Source organism: Vibrio mexicanus, from assembly GCF_001012815.1.
GTDB classification, from domain to species: Bacteria; Pseudomonadota; Gammaproteobacteria; order Enterobacterales; family Vibrionaceae; genus Vibrio; species Vibrio mexicanus.
Genome location: NZ_JYJP01000109.1, coordinates 1 through 22,560, shown reverse-complemented (window position 1 = coordinate 22,560; position 22,560 = coordinate 1). Strand labels below are relative to the sequence as shown.

Sequence of the window (22,560 nt, the reverse complement as noted above, 5' to 3'; positions counted from 1 at the left end):
GAGGCCACTATGTCACTGACCGTTCAATCAAGTTCCAATCAACCATCACAGCTCTCTCGCCAAGACTTTCGCAAACTGATCCGCAACAAACGGAATAGCCTTTCAGAGTTTGACCAAAAAGCGGCATCACAGGCTTTGGTTGATCAGTTCAAGCAAACATCTGAAGCAAACGCCGAACACATTGCGCTCTATTTGGCCGCTGACGGCGAGCTCGACACTCAACCTCTGATTGACTGGCTCTGGGCTACTGGTAAAAAGACCTACTTACCGGTTATTCACCCTTTCTCTAAAGGCCATCTGCTGTTTTTGGAATACACACCCAATACAGAAATGACCCACAACCGCTACAACATTCTCGAGCCACGTTTGAAACAGCCACTGATCTGCCCCGTTCAGCAATTGGATGTCATCTGTACACCTTTAGTGGGATTTGATTCGACCGGTCATCGACTGGGGATGGGTGGCGGTTACTACGATCGCACCCTGCAGCCTTGGTTTGAAAATAATCGCGGCCCTCAACCTATCGGTCTCGCCCATGATTGCCAACATGTTGATAAGCTGCCTATTGAATCATGGGATGTGCCTTTACCTAAAATAGTGACCCCGAGCCAGATCTGGCAATGGGAATCTTGACCTAGAATCGCTATAATCGCGCGCTTGAATGGTACTGATTAATTCTTAATCTAAATAACTCACTCTGGAGATGGGCATGACTCAAGATGAAATGAAAAAGGCTGCTGGCTGGGCTGCATTAAAGTATGTAGAAAAAGGCAGCATCGTGGGCGTAGGTACGGGCTCAACAGTGAATCACTTCATCGATGCACTAGGATCAATCAAGGACGATATTAAAGGCGCGGTTTCTAGCTCTGTAGCATCAACTGAGAAATTAGAAGGCCTTGGTATTCAAGTATTCGACTGTAATGAAGTTGAAAAACTGGATGTTTACGTTGATGGTGCAGACGAGATCAATGCAACTCGCGACATGATCAAAGGTGGCGGCGCAGCTCTGACTCGTGAAAAGATCGTTGCAGCAATCTCAGATAAGTTTGTATGTATCGTTGATGGCACGAAAGCTGTCGACGTACTAGGTACTTTCCCACTTCCTGTAGAAGTGATTCCAATGGCTCGTGAGCACGTAGCGCGCGAACTGAAAAAACTGGGCGGTAACCCTGTGTACCGTGAAGGCGTAGTGACCGACAATGGCTGTGACATTCTCGATGTTCACGGTCTGAAAATTACTGACGCAAAAGACCTAGAAATCCGCATCAATGCCATCGTTGGTGTGGTGACAAATGGCCTGTTTGCTGATCGCGGCGCTGACGTTGTGATCACAGGTACACCTGAAGGTGCAAAAATCGAAGAATAATCGAATGAAAACTCGGATTTTGAACTGAGTTTCTATTATTTTTTGTTATTTCATTACAAGCGGCGCTCTTTTGCGCCGCTTTTTGTTAGCTTCTCTAGAAAAATTATTGCTTATTCCGTAATTTTCTTACCCAAACTGTATTTTTTTTGTTAACTTAATGAGCAGAAGACGCACAGGGAAATCGTTTGCGTCCCCAAGAAGTGGCGAATATTTTACGTGTTAGAGCCCTTTTTTGCGATGTGCGCCAGTTAAGCCCCCTTTCCCCATTTAAAGGATTACGATAATGGCCAAAGTTTCACTGGAAAAAGACAAAATTAAAATCCTTCTGCTTGAAGGCCTACACCCTTCTTCAGTAGAAGTACTTCAAGCTGCGGGTTACACCAACATTGAATACCACAAAGGCTCTTTGCCAGAAGAAGAGCTATTGAAAGCCGTGAAGGACGCACACTTCATTGGTATTCGCTCCCGTACTAACCTTTCTCAAGAAGTGATCGATGCAGCTGAAAAACTGGTTGCGATTGGTTGTTTCTGTATTGGTACAAACCAAGTAAACCTTGGTGCAGCCGCCGCTCGCGGTATCCCAGTATTTAACGCACCGTTCTCAAACACTCGAAGCGTTGCTGAACTGGTACTTGGCCAAATTCTTCTGCTTCTTCGCGGTATTCCTGAGAAGAATGCACTTGCACACCGTGGTATCTGGAAAAAGAGCGCTGACAACTCTTACGAAGCACGTGGCAAGCGTCTTGGTATCATCGGTTACGGCCACATCGGTACTCAGCTGGGTATTATTGCTGAAAACTTGGGTATGCGTGTTTACTTCTACGATATCGAGAACAAACTATCGCTCGGTAATGCAACACAAGTTCACACCATGAGTGAACTACTAAATAAGTGTGACGTTATCTCACTGCACGTTCCTGAAACACCAGAAACGAAAGACATGATGGGCGTTGAAGAGTTCGCACGCATGAAGCCAGGTGCGATCTTCATTAACGCGGCTCGCGGTACGGTTGTTGATATTCCTGCGCTTTGCGGTGCACTTGAGTCTGGTCACCTATCTGGCGCAGCTGTGGACGTGTTCCCAGTTGAACCTAAGACCAACAAAGACCCGTTTGAATCTCCACTAATTCAATTCGACAATGTCATCCTAACGCCTCACGTTGGTGGTTCAACGCAAGAAGCTCAAGAAAACATTGGTGTGGAAGTAGCAGGCAAGCTGGCGAAATACTCAGACAACGGTTCAACGCTTTCAAGTGTGAACTTCCCAGAGGTATCGCTGCCAGAGCACCGTGATTGCTCTCGCCTACTGCACATCCACAAGAACCGCCCAGGTATCCTGACGCAAATCAACACCATCTTTGCCGAAGAGAGCATCAACATCGCAGGCCAGTACCTGCAAACCTCTGCAGACATGGGTTACGTAGTTATCGATGTGGAAGCAGAACGTTCAGAAGAAGCATTAGCGAAACTGAAGCAGATCGAAGGTACAATTCGCGCGCGTATCCTTCACTAATTCGTTGCTACAATAAAACGTCAAAGCCCTGCACATGATGCAGGGCTTTTTGTTTGTCGGAAGCTTTAATCGACTACCTTACCAACAAAAAAACGCAGCCCTTGGGCTGCGCTTTCACTATTCATTTAGAAATGATTATGCTTTTAGCACTCGCTCACCACGAGCAATACCAACCACACCACTTCGAGCGACCTCAATCACATCCGTCACTTCAGACAAAGCCTGAATGAAAGCATCAAGCTTTTCACTGGTGCCTGCCATCTGCACGGTATATTGAGAGGCAGTCACATCGACGATTTGACCTCGGAAGATATCAGCCGTGCGCTTTACTTCAGCTCGTGCAAAGCCGCTCGCTTTCACCTTGACCATCATCAGTTCACGCTCAATATGCTCGAGCTCGGAAACTTCTTGTACCTTAAGTACATCGATCAATTTATGCAGCTGCTTTTGAATCTGCTCTAACTGCATCTCATCAGAAGTCGTCGTTAAGTTAAGACGCGACAGTGTTTCATCATCCGTTGGCGATACTGTTAATGATTCGATGTTGTAGCCACGTTGAGAAAACAGGCCAACCACTCGTGATAGTGCACCTGGTTGGTTTTCCATTAATATTGAAAGAATGTGTCTCATATTATGTTCTCTCCGTCTTGCTTAACCACATCTTGTCCATACCCTCGCCTTTAATTTGCATTGGGTAAACGTGCTCAGTATCGTCCACGCTGATATCAACGAACACCAAACGATCTTTCATTGCCATTGCTTTCTCTAGACCAGACTCAAGTTCATCTGGAGAGGAGATTCGCATGCCAACGTGCCCGTATGCTTCGGCAATAGCCGCAAAGTCTGGAACAGAGTCCATGTATGAGTTTGAGTGACGGCTTGATAAACAATGTCTTGCCACTGTTTTACCATGCCTAAGAAACGGTTGTTCAAGTTAATGATCTTAACCGGAATATTGTATTGAAGTGCTGTCGACAGCTCTTGGATATTCATCTGAATACTGCCATCACCGGTCACTACCACCACTTCTTCATCAGGCTTAGCAAACTTAACGCCCATACCTGCTGGTAGGCCAAAGCCCATGGTGCCAAGGCCACCTGAGTTGATCCAACGACGCGGTTTGTTGAATGGGTAGTAAAGTGCAGCAAACATTTGGTGCTGACCAACATCCGACGCAACGTAAGCATCACCGTTAGTGACCTTATGCAGCGTCTCGATAACTTGCTGTGGCTTGATGCGCTCTGGCGACTTTTCATATGCTAGGCAGTCACGCTCTTTCCATGTCTGGATCTCTTGCCACCAGCTGTCTAATGCCTCGCTATCGTTACTCGCGCCTTGCTCTTCAAGAAGCTTAACCATGCTCTCTAGAACTTTTTCAGCCGAGCCTACAATCGGTAGGTCCGCGCGAACGTTCTTAGAGATTGATGAAGGATCGATGTCAATGTGCATGATTTTCGCATCTGGACAGTATTTCTCTAGATTGTTCGTTGTACGATCATCAAATCGTACCCCAACACCAAAGATCAAATCGGCTTTGTGCATTGCCATGTTGGCTTCATACAAACCATGCATGCCCAACATACCTAATGCGTTCTTATGTGTGCCAGGGAAAGCGCCTAGGCCCATTAAGGTGCTCACTACCGGTAGATTCAAGGCTTCAGCAAGTTTAAGCAGTTGTTTGTCGGCACCAGAGATGATTGCGCCACCACCGACGTAAAGAATTGGCTTTTTCGCTGCAAGCAGTGTTTTGAGTGCTTTTTTGATCTGGCCTTTATGACCTGAAACCGTTGGGTTGTATGAACGCATCTTAATGGTTTCAGGATATTGATAAGGCAGTTTGATCTGCGGATTCATCACATCTTTAGGAAGATCGATGACAACGGGTCCAGGGCGACCCGTTGTTGCAATGTAGAAAGCTTTCTTAACCACTTCAGGGATATCTTCGGCTTTCTTCACTAAGAAACTGTGTTTTACGATTGGGCGAGAGACACCCACGATGTCACACTCTTGGAAAGCATCGTTACCAATCAGGTTGTTTGGTACGTTGCCAGAAATGACGATCATAGGAATTGAGTCCATGTACGCGGTGGCAATACCCGTTACGGTATTGGTTGCGCCAGGACCAGAACAAACCAGAACCACACCAGGGTTACCCGTTGCACGAGTATAACCGTCTGCCATATGCGTCGCGGCTTGTTCATGACGAACAAGAACGTGCTTAATCTGATCGGTTTTCGCATGAAGTGCGTCATAGATATCCAGCACTGAACCGCCTGGATAACCAAAAATCTGCTCAACTCCCTCATTAATAAGAGATTGAACCACCATCTCTGCTCCAGATAACTGAATAGTATTCGCTTCCGAAGCTGTGGTGCTTTCAGATGACATTGCCATATTTTCTCCTTACCAGTGTTCAATCAGCCTGTTAGGCGAATTGTTCTGGTTTTACATAGTCTAGGTCTTATTCGTAGCCTAATTGGACATTAATCCACTTTTTCAGCTATGCCCCAATCTTGTGATAACAAGAATACAGGTAACTCAACAACTGTAACGTTTTATTATCAATGGGTCTAATGCAACTTTGATCCCAATATCCATAAAACTCCAAACTTTGGCCAATATGCAATCATTCATGCCAACTGGAAGCCCCAAGTTCGAACTACGTTAGGCTAATAATAAAAATAAAGAGAAATATTCTACAAACGCAAAGAGCGGAGGATCATTTCAGTGAAATGATGCTGTTTACTATTTACACAGCTCAATAACCCTAGACATAAAAAAATCCCCCACCGATTTCACTCAATCGCAGTGGGGGATTTTTAAACACTTTGAAAATTATCTTGGGCTAAATTACTTTGCCTGATGATTTTCTGTGTACATTTCTTCGATTTCGTCGTGATACTTATCGTTAATCACTTTTCGACGCAATTTTTGTGTCGGTGTTAACTCACCATCATCCATAGAGAAAGCTTTTGGCAGGAGCTTAAAGCGTTTCACTTGTTCAAACTTCGCCAGTTCATTCTGAAGCTCATTGACGCGTTTCTCGAACATCTCAACAATATCGTTGTTTTTGATCAGTTCCAGACGGTCGTGATATTTGATGTTGAGCTCTTTCGCGTACTCTTCCAGTGTATCGAAGCAAGGCACGATTAACGCAGATACAAACTTACGAGTATCTGCAATCACCGCAATCTGCTCGATGTAGTGATCTTTCCCGATTGTACCCTCAATCATCTGCGGCGCAATGTACTTACCGCCCGATGTTTTCATCAGCTCTTTGATGCGATCAGTGATGAATACGTTACCGTTCTCATCGATATGACCCGCATCGCCTGTTTTCAGGAAGCCATGCTCATCAAACGTTTTTGCTGTCTCTTCTGGTAACTTGTAGTAGCCACGCATAACCATTGGGCCACGAACTAAAATCTCGTTGTTCTCACCGATTTTAACTTGGGCACCCGGCATAGACATACCAATCGAATCAGGGTTAAAGCATTTATCATCCCAGCAAGAGACTGTTGCAGTGGTTTCCGTCATGCCGTAGCCCAACTTGACGTTAATACCTAACGCATGGAAGAAGCGGCCAATGGTTTCGTCTAACTTAGCACCGCCACATGGCATGAAGTTGATACGACCACCAAGCAGAGCACGTAACTTAGAAAGCACAAGCTTATCTGCTAGCGCATGGGACTTCTTCAACATCAACGATGGTGTGCGCCCTTCTTGGTGGCATACCGCCATCTTGGCGCCCATGTTCACCGCCCAAGTAAACAGCACTTTGCGAATGAATGGCGCTTTAGACACTTTCTCGTGAATCGCTGAGAAGATCTTCTCGTAGAAACGCGGCACCGCACACATAACGGTAGGGCGAACATCTCCTAGCGCGTCACGTACTTGCATGGTGTCTTGTAGGTAACAGTTAGTTGCGCCCTTATAAAGAACGTAGAAGGTCCACGCGCGTTCGAACACATGTGACAAAGGTAAGAATGCTAGAGATACATCGTCTTGGCTTAGACTTAATCTTTCATCATGACCTTTTAGCTGCGCGCCGATGTTGGCGTAGTCCAACATTACGCCTTTTGGCTGACCGGTGGTGCCAGAGGTGTAAATCAAGGTAAGAAGATCATCAAGATTTGCCGCATCTAGGCGAGCATCAAACTCCACCTGCTGCTTCGTGCCACCTAGAGCAATAAACTGCTTCCAGCTCATCGCAAAAGTATGATCACCAAGATCCACATCATCAGACATTGCCACAACAAGTTCTAACTGATCACACTCATCAAAGAGCGAAACTGCAGCATCAAACTGCTCTTGCTCACCCACAAACAACACGCGAACATCCGCGTTTTGAATCACATACGACGATTGAGACGCCGTGTTGGTTGGGTAAATAGGCACAGTGACACAGCGAGTTTGCAGCGCAGCAAAGTCAGCCATTGTCCATTGCGGCATGTTGTTGGAATAGATACCAACTTTATCTTGTACTCTCAATCCTTGAGCCAATAGTGCAAGAGACAGTGCGTCCACTTGCGCTCCAAATTGCTTCCAGCTGATGCCTTCCCATTTGGCACCCACTTTGTGCTTAAGTGCAATGCGGTCAGCACCTTGAGCAATTTGGTCACGAATTCGTTTTACGATATGAAAATCTAAATTGGCCATCACTTCTTACCTTTGGCTTACACATGTAAGCTATTTTGAGCGCACAAGTGTACATTTAGGGCCGAAAAAGGCAACTGACGAACATCAAAGTTATCGACAAATCTGTCAATTTTGGCCATAAAAAAACCTTGCTCAGGGCTTATCCGAGCAAGGTTTCTTGTTACTAAATATGTCTGTTTAGTTCAGTGCAACAACTTCGCCGCAGATCATCATCAACTGGTCGCGTAGCCAGATGTGACCTTTGTCTTTTTCGCTCGACTCATGCCAGCTTAGGTAGCCACTGATGTTTGAATTAGCGAATGGGAACTCAATCACTTGCAGCTCATCTTTGTTGGCTGCGTTTTCAACCATCCAGCGAGGTGCAATAGTCACAAGCTCAGACTGACCCACAACGTACAGCACGTTACTTAGGCTTGTACCTTCGTAGTATGCTTGGACATCTAGCTCGCGGTAAGCTTGCTCAGAAAAGCTGCGCTGACCGTGAATCTTAGAAAGCTTAGCGTGACGCTCTAGCTCAAGATCAGAAGCCGTTACGCTGCCTTGGATGCGAGAGTGAGATTTAGCCGCAACAACAACAAGTTCATCTTGGAAGATTTCAGTGCTTGAGAAACCTTGCTCATCGAAACGTGCGTAGTCGATAACGAAGTCGATCTCTTGGTAGCGCATGCGCTCTGCAAGACGACGATCAAACTCAGCGTCTAAGTGAAGCTGTACGTTTGGCGCTTGCTCATGAACTGTAGACATGATCTTAGGTGCGAAACGCATATCGCATGGGCTGCAGATCGCTAGCTTAAACAAGCGCGTAGAAGTCTCAGGCGAGAAGATTGAGCTTGGCAGTTCATTGCGGATAAGTTGCAGCGCTTGACGTACAGGACCGAACAGTTGGCGAGCACGTTGAGTTGGTTGAATACCACGACCTTGACGCATGAACAGTTCGTCGTTAAACATAACCTTAAGACGTGCAACCGCGTTACTTACTGCCGGCTGTGACATGCCAAGGTTATGCGCAGCACGAGTAATGTTCTGCTCTTGCATAACGGCGTCAAACACGGTCAATAGGTTTAGGTCTACACCACGTAATGTGCTCTCCATGCGGTAACTTGCAATCGCGCTCATTGCGTCTTTTTTATCGATCATTGCTTGGCCTCTTCGGTCGTCAATCGCTACTACTAGCAAAAATAATTTTTAAAGGGAGGATACGTAATAGAACAGCGTATTTTATACATTTGTCATCCGGATGATTGCCGGACGACTATTACTATTCACAAATCAATTAACGAACACCAAGAAGATTGATATTTAATCAGTATTTTTTACTTACGCGACCACTTTAATCTTTCAAATCATATATCTAGATCATTTATAAAAAAGTCTAAATTAGAAAAATTTAGGTCATTTAGATTGCATCATGTCGCAAAAATGAGAAAAAGCCGCGCAATTTGTGCATTGAGCGGCTGAATAGTAGACAAAGCCAATATAATGACGACGTCAATATTAGTTAAACGTTTGCGGTGTAACTTGGGAAGTCGACACGATTCCATAGATCGAACGGCAACTTTTTCTGGCTCTCCCAGCTGCGTTGGCATATCCATTCCGATATAGAATGGGCAACATTTGGGTAGTGAACATGCTCTGCAGGCTGCTCATCGAGCCAATCTCTCAATGCTGCCGCATCTAAGAAATCCATCCCCTGAGCGAGTCCTAATGTTTCTAACGTAGCAACATTAGTCAACTGCTCAAATTGACCTTTTAGCGGCTTCAATAATAACTTCTTACCCAGAGACAGAGCTTCGGAAGGTAACTCAAAACCACCGTTTGCGATTACCCCACTGCACGCATGTAGCTGCTTTTTAAAGCTGTCATAGCAAAGAGGTCGATGCACTACATTCCCTCTTACCACAATTTCGCTGTTATCAGGATGGTAGCTGACGAATTTTTGCTGATTAAACCTTAACAGCAGTTCCTCTACATCTTGATTGTCTTCGAATGGTAGATAGACAAGCACAGACTCATCATTGGTTGATGGGTCGTTAGACAGATCGATAATCGGTGGCAAGATTGGCTGATTGAAGTGATGCCAGTGAAGCCCAATGGTGTGAGTGGCAGGAGCAAGGTTCTTTATGACCTTTCTATCTAGCCAACTAACGCCTTTGGTTGGCACATCGTATAGGAAGGCATTCTGATGACTGATGCCTATGCAGGTTTTACTTTGCAGTTTGGCCGCCCAAGCTGAAATCGGCTCAAAATCGGTAATCACCAAATCGTAATTAGAGAGGTCAAGCTGCTTAATATCCTTGTGCAACTGGCCAAAATCCATTTGCATCAATGTTTTTAGATAACTGACTTTCCCACGACAGGTCGCAAAGCTTAATCCGCGTTTGACTTGGTAATTACCAAAGCACTCCATAGAGAAGTAACCGTCTCGCTCTCTACCGGAGAACAAGAAATCAACCTCTAACCCACGCTCTTTTAAAGCTCGACCCAGCACTCGAGAGCGAGCAATGTGCCCATTTCCTGTGCCTTGCACACCATATAAGATTTTCATACCAACGCCTTAACAAACTGAATAGAGGCATAGCCTGTTGAGAAACCAAGTAACGCTCCAATCAGAACATCACTTAAGAAATGGACACCCAGTAGAATTCGAGACAGGCCAATCAGCGACGCCCAAATTAATGTGAACATCAATAGATCGGGGTAGTAGTATGAGATGACCGTCATCATCAAGAATGCTGCCGCGGTGTGGCCGGAAGGCAAGCTGTAACGATCAGAAGGCGTTATGTGTGAGGTAAAGAACTGGCAGAGTTCACTTGGCCTTCTGCGACGAAAACTGTTTTTCGCAATCCAGTAAATAGGCAATTCAATGGCAAACGCCAGAAGGCCGCTAAGCAGCAGCAACTTACCAACCTCTCCACCTTTCAAATAGCACAAAATACCAATCAATAAATAAGTGGGGCCATCGCCCGTTTGAGAGACGGTTTTACTGACCCTAGCGACTTGACGATTAAACTTGTGCTGAGAACAAAATTGCGAGAAGGCAAAGTCTAACTTCACGATAGATTCAACAGAACGCATCCTACACTCCTACTACCTTGGGTATATCTTATCAAGGTAGTTGGCGTGCATGACAGAATCGTGAAGTTAAGTTGGCGGTATGATGAAAAATAGAAAGGCCCAACAGGGCCTTCAAAATATAACTCGTATTTCAGCTAGATAGCTTCATGCTTTTTCACTAAACCAAAGTCTGCCAATACAGAATAAGCAGCAGGAATCATGAAAAGCACCATCAACGTTGAAGCGAAAATACCAAACACAATCGATATCACTAATGGCTGAATTACCTGAGCCTGCAAGCTGGTCTCAGTAAGCAGAGGCAAAAGGCCGGCCGCAGTCGTCATCGAAGTTATGAACACGGCTCGAAAACGTTCGCGGCTCGCTTTGACCACCGAATCATGAACCGAGTCTCCCTCATCGACATGGTGCCTGATGTACTGCACCAACAAAATGGAGTCATTCACCACAATGCCCGCCAAGGAGACAAAACCCATTAGACTAGGCATACTCAGCGAGTGCCCAAGTAGGATATGTCCCCACACGACACCAATAAACGCCAGCGGGATCGCTAACATGACGACCACAGGTTCCAGATAGCTGCGGAACTGGTAGCTCAATATGGCAAACACGCCAAACAAGCCAAGCAAGAACCCTTTCCCCATAGAGGCGCCAGTCTTAGCTGCGTCTTTGGCTTCACCTTCGAAGTCGAATCTCAAGCCTGGGTATTTGCTAGTAAGCTTAGGCGCTTCCTCTCGTTGAAATTGAGAAATGACCGCCGACGAGCTTACTTTACTGTTGTCAGTATCTCCGAAGACGCTAACGGTTCTTAAACCATCAACACGTTGAATGCGAACATAATTTCGTTGAAAGTCTAGGGTCGCAAGTGTAGCCAATGGAATTTGACTGCCATCGCTTAGAATAATTGGGAAGTTCGCCAATTGCCCTAAGTCACCCGCTTGTTTTTTATTCAAACGCACTTCTATAGAGATATTTTCAATCCCAACTTGAATCTCATCCGCCGTTTGACCGAAAAACGCCGCGCGCAATTGAGCCGCAATGATCTGCCCATTCACACCATAGCTTTCCGCACCGGGGCGCAATTTAACCAATACTTCCTCTTTACCCATTCGCATGTCATCGAGAATGCCATGTACTCCATCAAATTGATTGAGATAGTGTTGGATATCGATAGAAGCCGCTTTCAGCTCATCCAAATCATCATGCTTGATTCGGATTTCGATCGCCCGCCCGCCGGGACCCATGGTTGGCTGCTTGTAAACCAGTGAGATTGGATCAGCTAACTCACCCACATCGTCACGCCACGCGGCAATGAAATCATCAATCAAGGTATTACGCGATTCCGCCCCCAATAAGTCCAAACGGACTGTAGCGATGTGCGGCCCAGATTCATTCGCATCGGCATTCACATTGAACTGGCTGGTAATGTGCTTCACTAACGGCACGCCATTTTCGACTTCTTGTGTCCACTTTTTATCGAGACGTTGCGCCGACTCCACCAGCTTATCAACTACTCGCTCTGTCTGAGACAGTGACGACCCCGGCGGCAAAATCACGCGAACTTCTGCAATGTCACCATCGAGTTCGGGGAATGGCTGAAACTTAAGTACTCCACCCGCAATCATAGCGACCGATATAAGCAGCAGTGCAATCACACTGCCTAAGAAAGCATATCGGTAAGTAACCACCTTCTCTACGCTCGCCACTAGAGTGGTATTACGAAAGTGCTCAAACTTCTCAAGTAATACTCTCTTGAATCGCAATGGCTCGCGCTCTTTCGACTGCTTATGTAGAGAATGGGAAAGGTGATTGGGAAGAATCAAAAACGCTTCTACCAGACTGATGGTTAACACCAGAATTAAGACTTGCGGCACCGCTTTCAATACCGCGCCCATTTCGCCGTCCAAGAACAGTAAACTACCAAAGATACACACGGTTGTGAGAAAGGAGGACAATACGCCGGGTAGTACCTTTTTAACCCCATTCACCACCGCATCATCAACCTTTTGCCCCCTCTCTAAATGGGCAGCAATCGATTCGGCGATCACTATGGCGTCATCCATCATGATACCAATCGCCATGAGCAAACCCACCAGCGACATAATATTGATAGAAAGGCCGAGGTTAGCCATTAAGAATAGACCACCTAAAAAGGCAACCGGTAAGCCTGCCGCAACCCAGAACGAGTAACGCAAACTAAAGAACAGCCACATGGTTGCAAATACCAGCACGATCCCTTGCCAGCCATTGCGCACCATCATAGTCAAACGATCCCAAAGTACCGATGAGAGATCGTTAGTCATTTCAAGCGTGACACCATCTGGAGTGATCAACCTTTGATCGTCAACGAACTGTTCTACTCGCTCTTTAATCCTTAGTGCATCGTCTTCTTTATTCTTACTCACCTTGAGGAGAGCAGACGGATGCCCATTGAACAGCACTTTTTGTTCATCAAGTTCGAAGCGATCCGTAATGGTGGCAATATCTCTAAGGCGTATTACCGCACCATTAGGCGAGGATCCTACCACTAATGACTCAAGCTCATCGGGCGTGATGCGGCGTTCATCAAATCGGATCAGAAAGTTTTTGTCCGGCGTTTCGACATTACCGCTTGGCAGCTTGATATTCTGGCTACCAATCTGATTGGCAATGTCATTGATGCTGACACCCAACTGACGCATGGCTTGAATATCTACTTCAACCCGAAACTGATGATCAGAAAAACCGCTCACTTCAACCAAAGAGACATCATAATCAAGCTTGAGAGTACGCTTTAGTTGTTCGGCATAGGCTTTGAGTTCTGGCCATGTGGTATCGGCCATTATGGCGACATCAACAACCGGCTCGTTCCAATCCATCTCTTGAACAACTGGTGATTCGATTTCAGCCGGAAAGTCATTGATCGAGTTTATCTGTGTTTGAACATCCACCAGCATTCGGCCAATGTCAGCCTTCTCATTGAGTTTTAGGATCAATCGCGCTGATCCCTCTATTGCCTCACAGCGCACCTCTTCAATATTGGACAAGCCGTCTACCGCATCTTCCATTCGCACACACAAGCTCTCTTCGACTTCAGAAGCGATGCGCCAGGGTAAACGATTCCAGCCATGATGTAGGGAGGATCAAACTCTGGGAATGTCTCGCGTTTAATGCCAGAAAGCGAAGACAAACCCAAAATCAGCAGCGCTAACATGAGCAAGTTCGCCGCGGTTGGGTGCCTTGCAAAGAAACGAATCATAATGATGCCTCCTGTGCGTCATTAGTCTCTTCTTCGCTAACATCGTCTTCTCTTAGCAACATGCCATCTATAGCTGGCAGAAGATCATTAAGAATGAGCTTTTGCCCTTGCTCTAATTCACCATCTATCACAACCAGATTGTCTCTTCGATAAAGTACTGTGATTGGCACAATCGCTAGTCGACTTTCATTATTCAATAGGTAAATTTTGTCACCGTGCACCGCGCGCTCTGGTACAACCCAGCTCGGGTTAGCTTGCCCTTCGACTTCGGCACTGACAAACATCCCATTCACTAATGGCGGTGCAGTTTGTGGGCTGAGTGCTTTTATAGCTTTGTTCAATCTCTAGAATCACACCTGCCGTGGCTTGTGCTTCATCAACGGTCTCACTGATGCGTGCCACTTCGGCAGGCCAATCCGCTTTTAGACTGCCACTTTGCAAGTAAATACGCGCAGATACCTGAGACATATCTGGCTTTGGCAGGCCGTTTTCATCTCGAGTAAACGCACTCAAGCTAGAAGCTAAGGTCTGCATATCATGAATCGATAGCTGAGCGTCCACTTCCATGACATCAATGCCATGAGCCACAACCATCTCTTGTTGCATGTTTACAACTTGATCTTGTTCGATGTTCACTTCCGCAATACGCAGATCTTCTGGCAAGGTTACGATGGTTTTCTCAAGCGATCGCAGTGCTTCTTGGACTTTGGCAAGGTTCACTTTCACCATTGCTTCTGCCACGCGTTTTTCGTCCGGCAAAAGCGCCAGCTGGTTTTGGATCTCTTGAACCAACTTCTTCTGAGTCAAAGCACTTTGCTGTTGTTGATCTACATCTGATTGCGAAGTTAAACCTTTCTTTCTAAGGTTCTGCTTACGGTCTAGCTCTTTGTTGGCAATCTCGAGCTGATTCTTCTCAATCGCTAAGGTCTGATTTAAGTTCTGCTCTTGCTGTGACAACTTAGCTAAAGACGTTTGACTCGATTTCAAATCGGCCTGAGCTTGGGTCAACTTAAGCTCATAATCGAGCGGGTCAATGCGTAAGATTTCAGTTCCAGCCACCAATACTTGGCCCTTTTCCAATCTAGGATGTCGGAATACAACTTTGCCCGTTACTTCCGCTATTGCTTTCCACTCAACTTTTGGTGTCACTTTGCCAAATCCGATAGCTAATGGAGCCATTGCTCTGAGTTCTAATGGAACTGTATCAACAAGGCGAGCTCTATCTCCCGCAGGTTTAACTGGCAGCTGAGGCTTGGAGTTAATAGCGATAATTAAAATGATTACCCCAACTGCAACAGCCGGAAAGAAGAGGAGTTTACGATTAATTTTCATTTTGGCTTCCTTGCTGGGTTGCGGGTTCTTGCAACATGCCTGAGGTCATAAGTTTAATGTTGTGTTCAATTAATTGATTGAGAAACGCTTCATTGATTTGAATGTCATGTTTGGCTAATAGCGATGAAGGCGCAATAAAGGGGAACACCATCAAACTAAGAAAAGAGAACTTACATAGTCTAGGTTCAAAGCCCGGCTTAAGAACACTATCCGCACTGATTCGACTGATTATGGCTTCTTGCATTGGCCGACTCACGTCATCCAGAGCCTTCTCAACTAACTGCCTTTGAGGTTGGCTTTCAGGCATATTCATTACCTGAGCCACTAACCGAGGAAATTGCGGCGACTTGCTCATCTCTTGGTAATACGTTCGCATCAAATCGACGAGGTTTTTATGGGTGACGTCTTTGAATAAACGCTGAACTTGCAACTTCATTGGTGCAATGGTTTCGCGAACCATGGTTTCAAACAGTCCTTCTTTGCTGCCAAAGTAATAACGTATCATCGCCACATTAACGCCCGCTTCTTGTGCTATCTTTCGAGTGGACACTTTTTCGTAGCTTTGAGTGATGAAAAGCCCACGAGCAGCACTGACTAACAGCTGCCTAGCATCAGTATGCTCCGTTGGCCGCCCTACTCTCCGCGATTCCTGCCCCATATTAACCATACTCATTTCAGTAATAATTAAACAATTGATTAATTATAGGACAGACTATTTTCTATCCACAGGACTTTTATTAATCACTATTTAATCATTTGATTAATTTATTGTCTGACCGCGAGATTTCTGCCTAACTGATCCGATATGAATAAAAATGCGACGAAAGGGTTGACCTCACAGGCTGAGTGCGGTACTAATTTGTTAACTTAATTTTGTGGATTATTTAACGCCCTAAAAGGAACCGTTAACAATGATGAACCGTTTTTCTATCCTGCTGAGCCTCCTCCTTATCGTGACATAATCGCGCGGGTTGGCTGTGGAAGAAAAATGAACCACATAAGAATTTAAAAAGCCCGCACCAAAATGCGGGCTTTTTTCATATCTCTCTTTTAAAAAGAAACTGGAAGCAAACGATTAACAATCGGTAAAAAGGAAGCAAACATGAACGATCAGGTGATTATATTCGACACCACATTACGTGATGGCGAACAAGCGTTGTCAGCAAGTTTGACGGTTAAAGAGAAACTGCAAATTGCCTACGCACTAGAGCGCCTCGGTGTAGATGTAATCGAAGCTGGTTTCCCTGTTTCTTCTCCAGGCGATTTCGAATCGGTTCAAACCATTGCGCGCAACATCAAGAACAGCCGAGTATGTGGTTTGTCCCGCGCGGTTGCTAAAGACATTGATGCAGCTGCAGAAGCACTAAAAGTGGCAGACGCATTCCGTATTCATACCTTCATCTCAACTTCAACTGTTCACGTTCAAGACAAATTGCGTCGCAGCTACGACGATGTGGTAGAGATGGGTGTTCAAGCAGTTAAACGTGCCCGTAACTACACTGACGACGTCGAGTTTTCTTGTGAAGATGCAGGCCGTACACCGATCGACAACTTATGTCGCATGGTAGAAGCAGCCATTGATGCCGGTGCCAACACAATCAACATTCCAGACACCGTCGGCTACACAGTACCGAATGAGTTTGGTGGTATCATCCAAACGCTATTCAACCGAGTACCAAACATCGATAAGGCGATCATCTCAGTTCACTGTCACGATGACCTAGGTATGTCTGTTGCTAACTCAATTGCTGCGGTTCAAGCTGGTGCACGTCAGGTAGAAGGTACCATTAACGGTATCGGTGAGCGCGCAGGTAACTGTTCTCTTGAAGAGATCGCCATGATCATCAAGACGCGCCAAGAGTTTTTGGGCGTGAACACAGGTCTTAAGTACGACGAAATTCACCGTACAAGTAAGCTTGTTAGCCAACTTTGTAACATGCCAATTCAAGACAACAAAGCGATTGTAGGTGCGAATGCGTTCAGTCACTCTTCAGGTATCCACCAAGACGGTATGTTGAAGAACAAGAACACCTACGAAATCATGACCCCTGAGTCTATCGGTCTTAAAAACCAAGCGCTTAACCTAACTAGCCGAAGTGGCCGTGCCGCGGTGAAGAGCCACATGGATACGATGGGCTATAAAGAAGGCGATGAGTACAACCTAGACGCACTATACGAAGATTTCTTGAAATTGGCAGACCGCAAAGGCCAAGTATTCGATTACGATTTGGAAGCGTTAATGCACTTCTCCAACCTACGAGAAGAAGATGACTTCTACAAGTTGAACTACCTAAGCGTGCAATCTGGCAGCGTGATGGCGACAACCAGTATCAAGCTACAGTGTGGCGATGAAGAGACTAGTGAGGCAGCTGTCGGTAACGGCCCTGTTGATGCACTTTACCAGTGTATCTATCGTGTCACTGGTTATGATATTGTTCTAGATAAGTTTGATTTAACGGCTAAAGGTGAAGGCGAAGATGGCTTAGGCCAAGCTGACATCATTGCGAACTACAAAGGCAGAAAGTACCACGGTACAGGCGTATCAACTGACATCGTTGAAGCATCTGGCCAAGCACTACTTCATGTTATTAACAGCATCCATCGTGCCGATAAGATCGCCGAAATTAAGCAAAAGAAAGTCGAAACAGTTTAAACCTCTTCTGGAGAGTCAAGAGCTGCTGACAGGGAATGACTCTCCAAAGAGAGCAAAAATAAAAGTATAAAGGATTAACATGACAGACAAATCATTCAAAATCGCCGTTCTTCCTGGCGATGGCATTGGCCCAGAAGTAATGCAGCAAGCACACAAAGTGCTAGATGCTATCGAGAAAAAACATGGTGTTCAGTTCGAACGTGAAGAACACGATGTCGGCGGTATTGCAATCGATAACCACGGTTGTCCACTACCAGAATCAACAGTGAAAGCGTGTGAAGAGTCAGACGCTGTGCTATTTGGTTCTGTAGGCGGTCCTAAGTGGGAACACCTTCCACCAAATGATCAGCCTGAGCGTGGTGCACTACTTCCACTTCGCAAACACTTCCAGCTTTTCTGTAACCTTCGCCCAGCGCAGATCCATAAAGGTTTAGAAGCTTTCTCTCCACTTCGTGCAGACATTTCAGAAAACGGCTTCGACATCGTTGTGGTTCGTGAGCTAACGGGTGGTATCTACTTCGGCCAACCTAAAGGTCGTGAAGGTGAAGGTCCTAACGAGAAAGCTTTCGATACTGAAGTTTACCATCGCTACGAAATTGAGCGCATTGCAAAGATTGCGTTTGAATCAGCTCGCCTACGTGACAAGAAGGTTTGCTCAATCGACAAAGCAAACGTACTACAAAGCTCTATCCTGTGGCGCGAAGTAGTTGAAGAGATCGCAAAAGATTACCCAGATGTTGAGCTTTCACACATGTACATCGACAACGCGACTATGCAGCTAATCAAAGACCCTGCACAGTTTGACGTGATGCTATGTTCAAACATCTTCGGCGATATCATCTCTGACGAGTGTGCAATGATCACTGGCTCTATGGGCATGCTTCCATCTGCATCGTTAAACGAAAGCAAATTTGGTCTATATGAACCAGCAGGTGGTAGTGCACCAGACATCGCAGGTAAGAACATTGCCAACCCTGTTGCTCAAATCTTATCTGCAGCGCTAATGCTACGCTACAGCCTTGGTCAAGAAGCTGCCGCGCAAGATATCGAGAGCGCGGTTTCTAAAGCGCTTTCTGCAGGTGAACTAACAGGCGACTTAGCCGGTGATAAACCAGCGCTATCTACCTCTGAGATGGGCGATAAGATCGCTGAGTACATCTTAAACTCTTAATCAATAATAATTATTTGCTCCCGATAAGCCGTTGTCGGGAGTCGCACACAGGAATGTGATGATGGGCAAAACATTATATGAAAAGGTCTACGACGCACACGTTGCCGTAGCCGCTGAGGGCGAAAACCCGATTCTTTACATTGACCGCCATTTGGTTCACGAAGTAACCTCACCTCAAGCTTTTGATGGCCTGCGTGAGAAAGGTCGTAAAGTTCGCCAAGTAGGCAAAACGTTTGCAACGATGGACCACAACGTTTCAACGCAGACTAAAGACATTAACGCTTCTGGCGAGATGGCGCGTATTCAGATGGAAACGCTATCTAAAAACTGTGAAGAATTCGGCGTTACGCTTTACGATATCAACCACAAGTATCAAGGCATCGTCCACGTTATGGGCCCTGAGCTAGGTATTACGCTACCAGGCATGACCATTGTTTGTGGTGATTCACACACAGCAACACACGGTGCATTCGGCTCGCTAGCATTTGGTATCGGTACTTCTGAAGTTGAACACGTTCTAGCGACACAAACGCTAAAGCAAGCACGTGCTAAAACGATGAAGATCGAAGTAAAAGGCAAGGTCGCACCGGGAATTACGGCAAAAGATATCGTACTAGCCATCATCGGTGAAACCACTGCCGCTGGCGGTACTGGCTACGTAGTTGAGTTCTGTGGTGAAGCCATTACAGATCTTACGATGGAAGGTCGTATGACAGTATGTAACATGGCTATCGAGCTGGGCGCGAAAGCAGGTTTAATCGCACCAGATGGAACCACTTTTGAGTACATCAAAGGCCGTAAGTTCGCTCCAACGGGTGACGACTTAGATGCAGCCATTGAGTACTGGTCATCTCTAAAAACTGATGATGATGCTGAATTTGATGCCGTTGTTACGCTAAACGCTGCAGACATCAAACCTCAGGTTACTTGGGGTACTAACCCAGGTCAGGTAATCGCAGTTGACCAACCTATCCCAGCACCAGAAAGCTTTGCAGACCCAGTTGAAAAAGCATCAGCTGAGAAAGCATTAGCTTACATGGGTCTCGAAGCTGGCAAAGCACTGTCTGACTACAAAGTAGATAAAGTGTTTGTTGGTTCTTGCACTAACTCTCGTATCGAAGATATGCGTGCAGCAGCTGAAATTGCGAAGGGCCGTAAGGTAGCAGATAACGTACAAGCGCTTATCGTACCGGGCTCTGAACAGGTAAAAGCGCAAGCAGAAGCGGAAGGTCTAGATACTATCTTTAAAGACGCTGGCTTTGAATGGCGCCTACCGGGCTGTTCTATGTGTCTAGCAATGAACAATGACCGCTTAGGTCCACACGAGCGTTGTGCATCTACTTCAAACCGTAACTTTGAGGGCCGTCAGGGCCGTGATGGCCGTACCCACTTAGTGAGCCCTGCTATGGCAGCGGCAGCAGCAATTGCTGGTCACTTTGTTGACATTCGTGAATTGGACTAAGGAGAGAACACATGTCAGGTTTTAAACAACACACAGGCTTGGTTGTTCCTCTAGATGCAGCGAACGTCGATACCGATGCAATTATCCCTAAGCAGTTCCTACAAAAAGTATCTCGCTTAGGTTTTGGTAAGCACCTATTTCACGATTGGCGCTTCCTAGATGACGCTGGAGAGCAACCAAACCCAGAGTTTGTGATGAACGCTCCTCGTTACCAAGGCGCTTCGATCCTACTAGCTCGTGAGAACTTTGGCTGTGGTTCATCTCGTGAACACGCGCCTTGGGCGTTGGCAGATTACGGTATCAAAGCGATGATCGCGCCAAGCTTTGCAGACATCTTCTACGGTAACTCAATCAACAACCAGATGGTTCCGGTACGTCTTACAGAGCAAGAAGTGGATGAGATATTCCAGTTTATAGAAGCGAATGAAGGTGCGCAGGTTGAGGTAGATCTAGAGGCGAATGTTGTTCGCGCTAATGGGAAAGAGTACTCATTCGAAATTGATGAGTTCCGCCGCCACTGCCTACTAAATGGCCTAGATAACATTGGCCTAACTCTTCAGCACGAAGATAAAATTGCTGCATACGAAGAAAAAATTCCAGCGTTTTTAAAATAAGCTGAGAATCTTTTCGGAGCTTAATAACTAAAAAGCTCAATGACTAAAAAGGTTGGCAAGTGCCAGCCTTTTTATTTGTGACAACTTAATATGAAATGAAGAGATACATTAAGCGGTCTGATTGTATATGTTACTTAAATTAACTCGTAATTCTATGAAAGTACTTATCACTCTATTTCTCACTTTGCTGTCATTCCAAACCTTTTCTGCACCTAAGTCCGAGCTTTGGCCTTATTGGAATGCCAGTAATGAAAGTAATTCAGAAGCCTTAGACCATACACCTTGGCAGCAGATACTCGATACCTACTTGGTAAAAGAAGGCGAGAACACTTTATTTCGCTACGCTAGTGTTTCAAATAGCGATAAAGAGTTGCTTAAGAATTACCTGAATAGCATGTCCAACATCGACCCGCTGCAACTCAATAGAGCTGAACAATATGCATATTGGGTCAACCTCTACAATGCAATCACTGTTGAGCTGATTCTAGAAGCCTATCCTATTAAGTCGATTACTAAGTTGGGCGGACTGTTCAGCTTCGGCCCTTGGGGCGATGAAGTAATAGAGGTAAATGGTAAAGATCTCACCCTAAACGATATAGAGCATCGGATTTTGCGTCCTATATGGAATGACCCTAGAACGCATTATGCAGTGAACTGTGCAAGCCTTGGCTGTCCTAACCTTCAGTTGCAAGCATTCACATCAGGCAACACTGAACAGTTGTTAGAATCAGCAGCTAAAGAGTTCATTAACAGTGAAAAAGGGGTATCAGTAACTGATGATCGAACGCAACTATCATCGATCTATGAGTGGTTTGCTGAAGATTTCGGTTCTCAAGAACAACTCGTCGCTCACCTAGCCTCGTACAAGCCAGAATTAACCGACATCGGCGGCAGTAAATTCAAATACGAGTATGATTGGTCGCTTAATGAAGCAAAATAGCGATTAGCACCTTACACAAATAGTTTTAGTGCTGAAAGGCTCAGCAAAGTAGGCTGGGCTTTAATATCTACTTGGTGATACCAACTCTTGTATGGGCAGTGCGATGGTTCGACACCTCGACGACTCGCAAGCACACACTACCTTTCCAAACACCAACCCCAGAAACGAGAAAGCCCCGACCTTATGGTCAGGGCTTTAAAATATAACCTGGCGATGTCCTACTCTCACATGGGGAAGCCCCACACTACCATCGGCGCTATTGCGTTTCACTTCTGAGTTCGGCATGGAATCAGGTGGGTCCACAATGCTATGGTCGCCAAGAAAAATCTTTATATTAAGTGGTGCTAGTACCCAGATTTGAACTGGGGACCTCACCCTTACCAAGGGTGCGCTCTACCAACTGAGCTATACCAGCACAATAAATCTTTTATGCTTGGGATTAAAAAAGCCCGTTCTTTCAAACGGGCTCTCTTCAAATTTAAAGCCTGGCGATGTCCTACTCTCACATGGGGAAGCCCCACACTACCATCGGCGCTATTA

14 protein-coding genes, 1 tRNA gene, 1 rRNA gene and 3 pseudogenes are annotated in these 22,560 nt (G+C 45.8%); 8 read left to right on the top strand and 11 right to left on the bottom strand.

Annotated features, from left to right (window positions below; genetic code table 11):
• Positions 1-9: 9 nt before the first annotated feature.
• From UA76_RS16415 to serA, 3 genes are all read left to right on the top strand, one after another.
• Positions 10-633, top strand: a complete 624-nt coding sequence (locus UA76_RS16415) for a 5-formyltetrahydrofolate cyclo-ligase (protein ID WP_047048373.1) — start codon at positions 10-12, stop codon at positions 631-633.
• Between the two features lie 76 nt (positions 634-709).
• On the top strand, positions 710-1,366 hold the full coding sequence (rpiA, locus tag UA76_RS16410) for a ribose-5-phosphate isomerase RpiA (protein ID WP_047048370.1): 657 nt from the start codon (positions 710-712) through the stop codon (positions 1,364-1,366).
• Positions 1,367-1,649: 283 nt separating this feature from the next.
• Positions 1,650-2,879 carry a phosphoglycerate dehydrogenase gene (gene serA, locus UA76_RS16405; protein WP_047048367.1) on the top strand — a complete coding sequence of 410 codons (1,230 nt, stop codon included), beginning with the start codon at positions 1,650-1,652 and terminating at the stop codon, positions 2,877-2,879.
• 135 nt (positions 2,880-3,014) lie between these two features.
• Here the strand turns inward: serA and ilvN are convergent, their stop codons facing one another.
• The 9 genes and pseudogenes from ilvN to UA76_RS16360 form a co-directional block, all read right to left on the bottom strand.
• Positions 3,015-3,509: an acetolactate synthase small subunit gene (gene ilvN, locus UA76_RS16400; RefSeq protein ID WP_047048363.1), complete on the bottom strand. Its 495-nt coding sequence runs from the start codon at positions 3,507-3,509 to the stop codon at positions 3,015-3,017.
• 1 nt (position 3,510) lies between these two features.
• Positions 3,511-5,267, bottom strand: a pseudogene (locus UA76_RS16395) (acetolactate synthase 3 large subunit).
• 462 nt (positions 5,268-5,729) lie between these two features.
• Positions 5,730-7,538, bottom strand: a complete 1,809-nt coding sequence (locus UA76_RS16390; protein ID WP_047048360.1) for an AMP-dependent synthetase/ligase — start codon at positions 7,536-7,538, stop codon at positions 5,730-5,732.
• A 177-nt stretch (positions 7,539-7,715) separates the two neighbouring features.
• Complete coding sequence (leuO, locus tag UA76_RS16385) at positions 7,716-8,675, bottom strand: transcriptional regulator LeuO (RefSeq protein WP_047048358.1); 960 nt, start codon at positions 8,673-8,675, stop codon at positions 7,716-7,718.
• A gap of 361 nt (positions 8,676-9,036) precedes the next feature.
• On the bottom strand, positions 9,037-10,083 hold the full coding sequence (locus tag UA76_RS16380) for an MJ1255/VC2487 family glycosyltransferase (RefSeq protein WP_047048355.1): 1,047 nt from the start codon (positions 10,081-10,083) through the stop codon (positions 9,037-9,039).
• The gene (locus UA76_RS16375) at positions 10,080-10,613 is read right to left on the bottom strand and encodes a phosphatase PAP2 family protein (RefSeq protein WP_047048352.1); all 534 of its coding nucleotides are present in this window, start codon (positions 10,611-10,613) and stop codon (positions 10,080-10,082) included. The genes UA76_RS16380 and UA76_RS16375 overlap by 4 nt, the downstream gene beginning before the upstream one ends.
• Before the next feature lie 134 nt (positions 10,614-10,747).
• A pseudogene (locus UA76_RS16370) lies at positions 10,748-13,848 on the bottom strand (efflux RND transporter permease subunit).
• Positions 13,845-15,180 (bottom strand): annotated as a pseudogene (locus tag UA76_RS16365) (efflux RND transporter periplasmic adaptor subunit). The pseudogenes UA76_RS16370 and UA76_RS16365 overlap by 4 nt, the downstream one beginning before the upstream one ends.
• Positions 15,170-15,838, bottom strand: a complete 669-nt coding sequence (locus tag UA76_RS16360; protein WP_047048349.1) for a TetR/AcrR family transcriptional regulator — start codon at positions 15,836-15,838, stop codon at positions 15,170-15,172. Before UA76_RS16360 ends, UA76_RS16365 begins: the two are co-directional and overlap by 11 nt.
• A 444-nt stretch (positions 15,839-16,282) precedes the next feature.
• On the opposite strand from UA76_RS16360, the gene leuA reads away from it, so the two are divergent.
• The 5 genes from leuA (at position 16,283) to UA76_RS16335 (ending at position 22,020) form a co-directional block, all read left to right on the top strand.
• Positions 16,283-17,833: a 2-isopropylmalate synthase gene (gene leuA / locus UA76_RS16355; RefSeq protein ID WP_047048346.1), complete on the top strand. Its 1,551-nt coding sequence runs from the start codon at positions 16,283-16,285 to the stop codon at positions 17,831-17,833.
• A gap of 79 nt (positions 17,834-17,912) precedes the next feature.
• Complete coding sequence (gene leuB / locus UA76_RS16350) at positions 17,913-19,004, top strand: 3-isopropylmalate dehydrogenase (RefSeq protein WP_047048343.1); 1,092 nt, start codon at positions 17,913-17,915, stop codon at positions 19,002-19,004.
• 61 nt (positions 19,005-19,065) lie between these two features.
• The gene (gene leuC, locus UA76_RS16345) at positions 19,066-20,466 is read left to right on the top strand and encodes a 3-isopropylmalate dehydratase large subunit (protein ID WP_047048340.1); all 1,401 of its coding nucleotides are present in this window, start codon (positions 19,066-19,068) and stop codon (positions 20,464-20,466) included.
• A gap of 11 nt (positions 20,467-20,477) precedes the next feature.
• Entirely contained in the window at positions 20,478-21,080 is a 603-nt protein-coding gene (leuD, locus tag UA76_RS16340) for a 3-isopropylmalate dehydratase small subunit (protein WP_047048337.1), read from the top strand.
• 154 nt (positions 21,081-21,234) lie between these two features.
• Entirely contained in the window at positions 21,235-22,020 is a 786-nt protein-coding gene (locus UA76_RS16335; protein ID WP_047048699.1) for a DUF547 domain-containing protein, read from the top strand.
• Positions 22,021-22,225: 205 nt separating this feature from the next.
• On the opposite strand, the gene rrf is transcribed toward UA76_RS16335, so the two are convergent.
• Both rrf and UA76_RS16325 read right to left on the bottom strand, forming a co-directional pair.
• A 5S ribosomal RNA gene (gene rrf, locus UA76_RS16330) occupies positions 22,226-22,341 on the bottom strand.
• An 18-nt stretch (positions 22,342-22,359) separates the two neighbouring features.
• A tRNA-Thr gene (locus tag UA76_RS16325) sits at positions 22,360-22,435 on the bottom strand.
• Positions 22,436-22,560 lie beyond the last annotated feature (125 nt).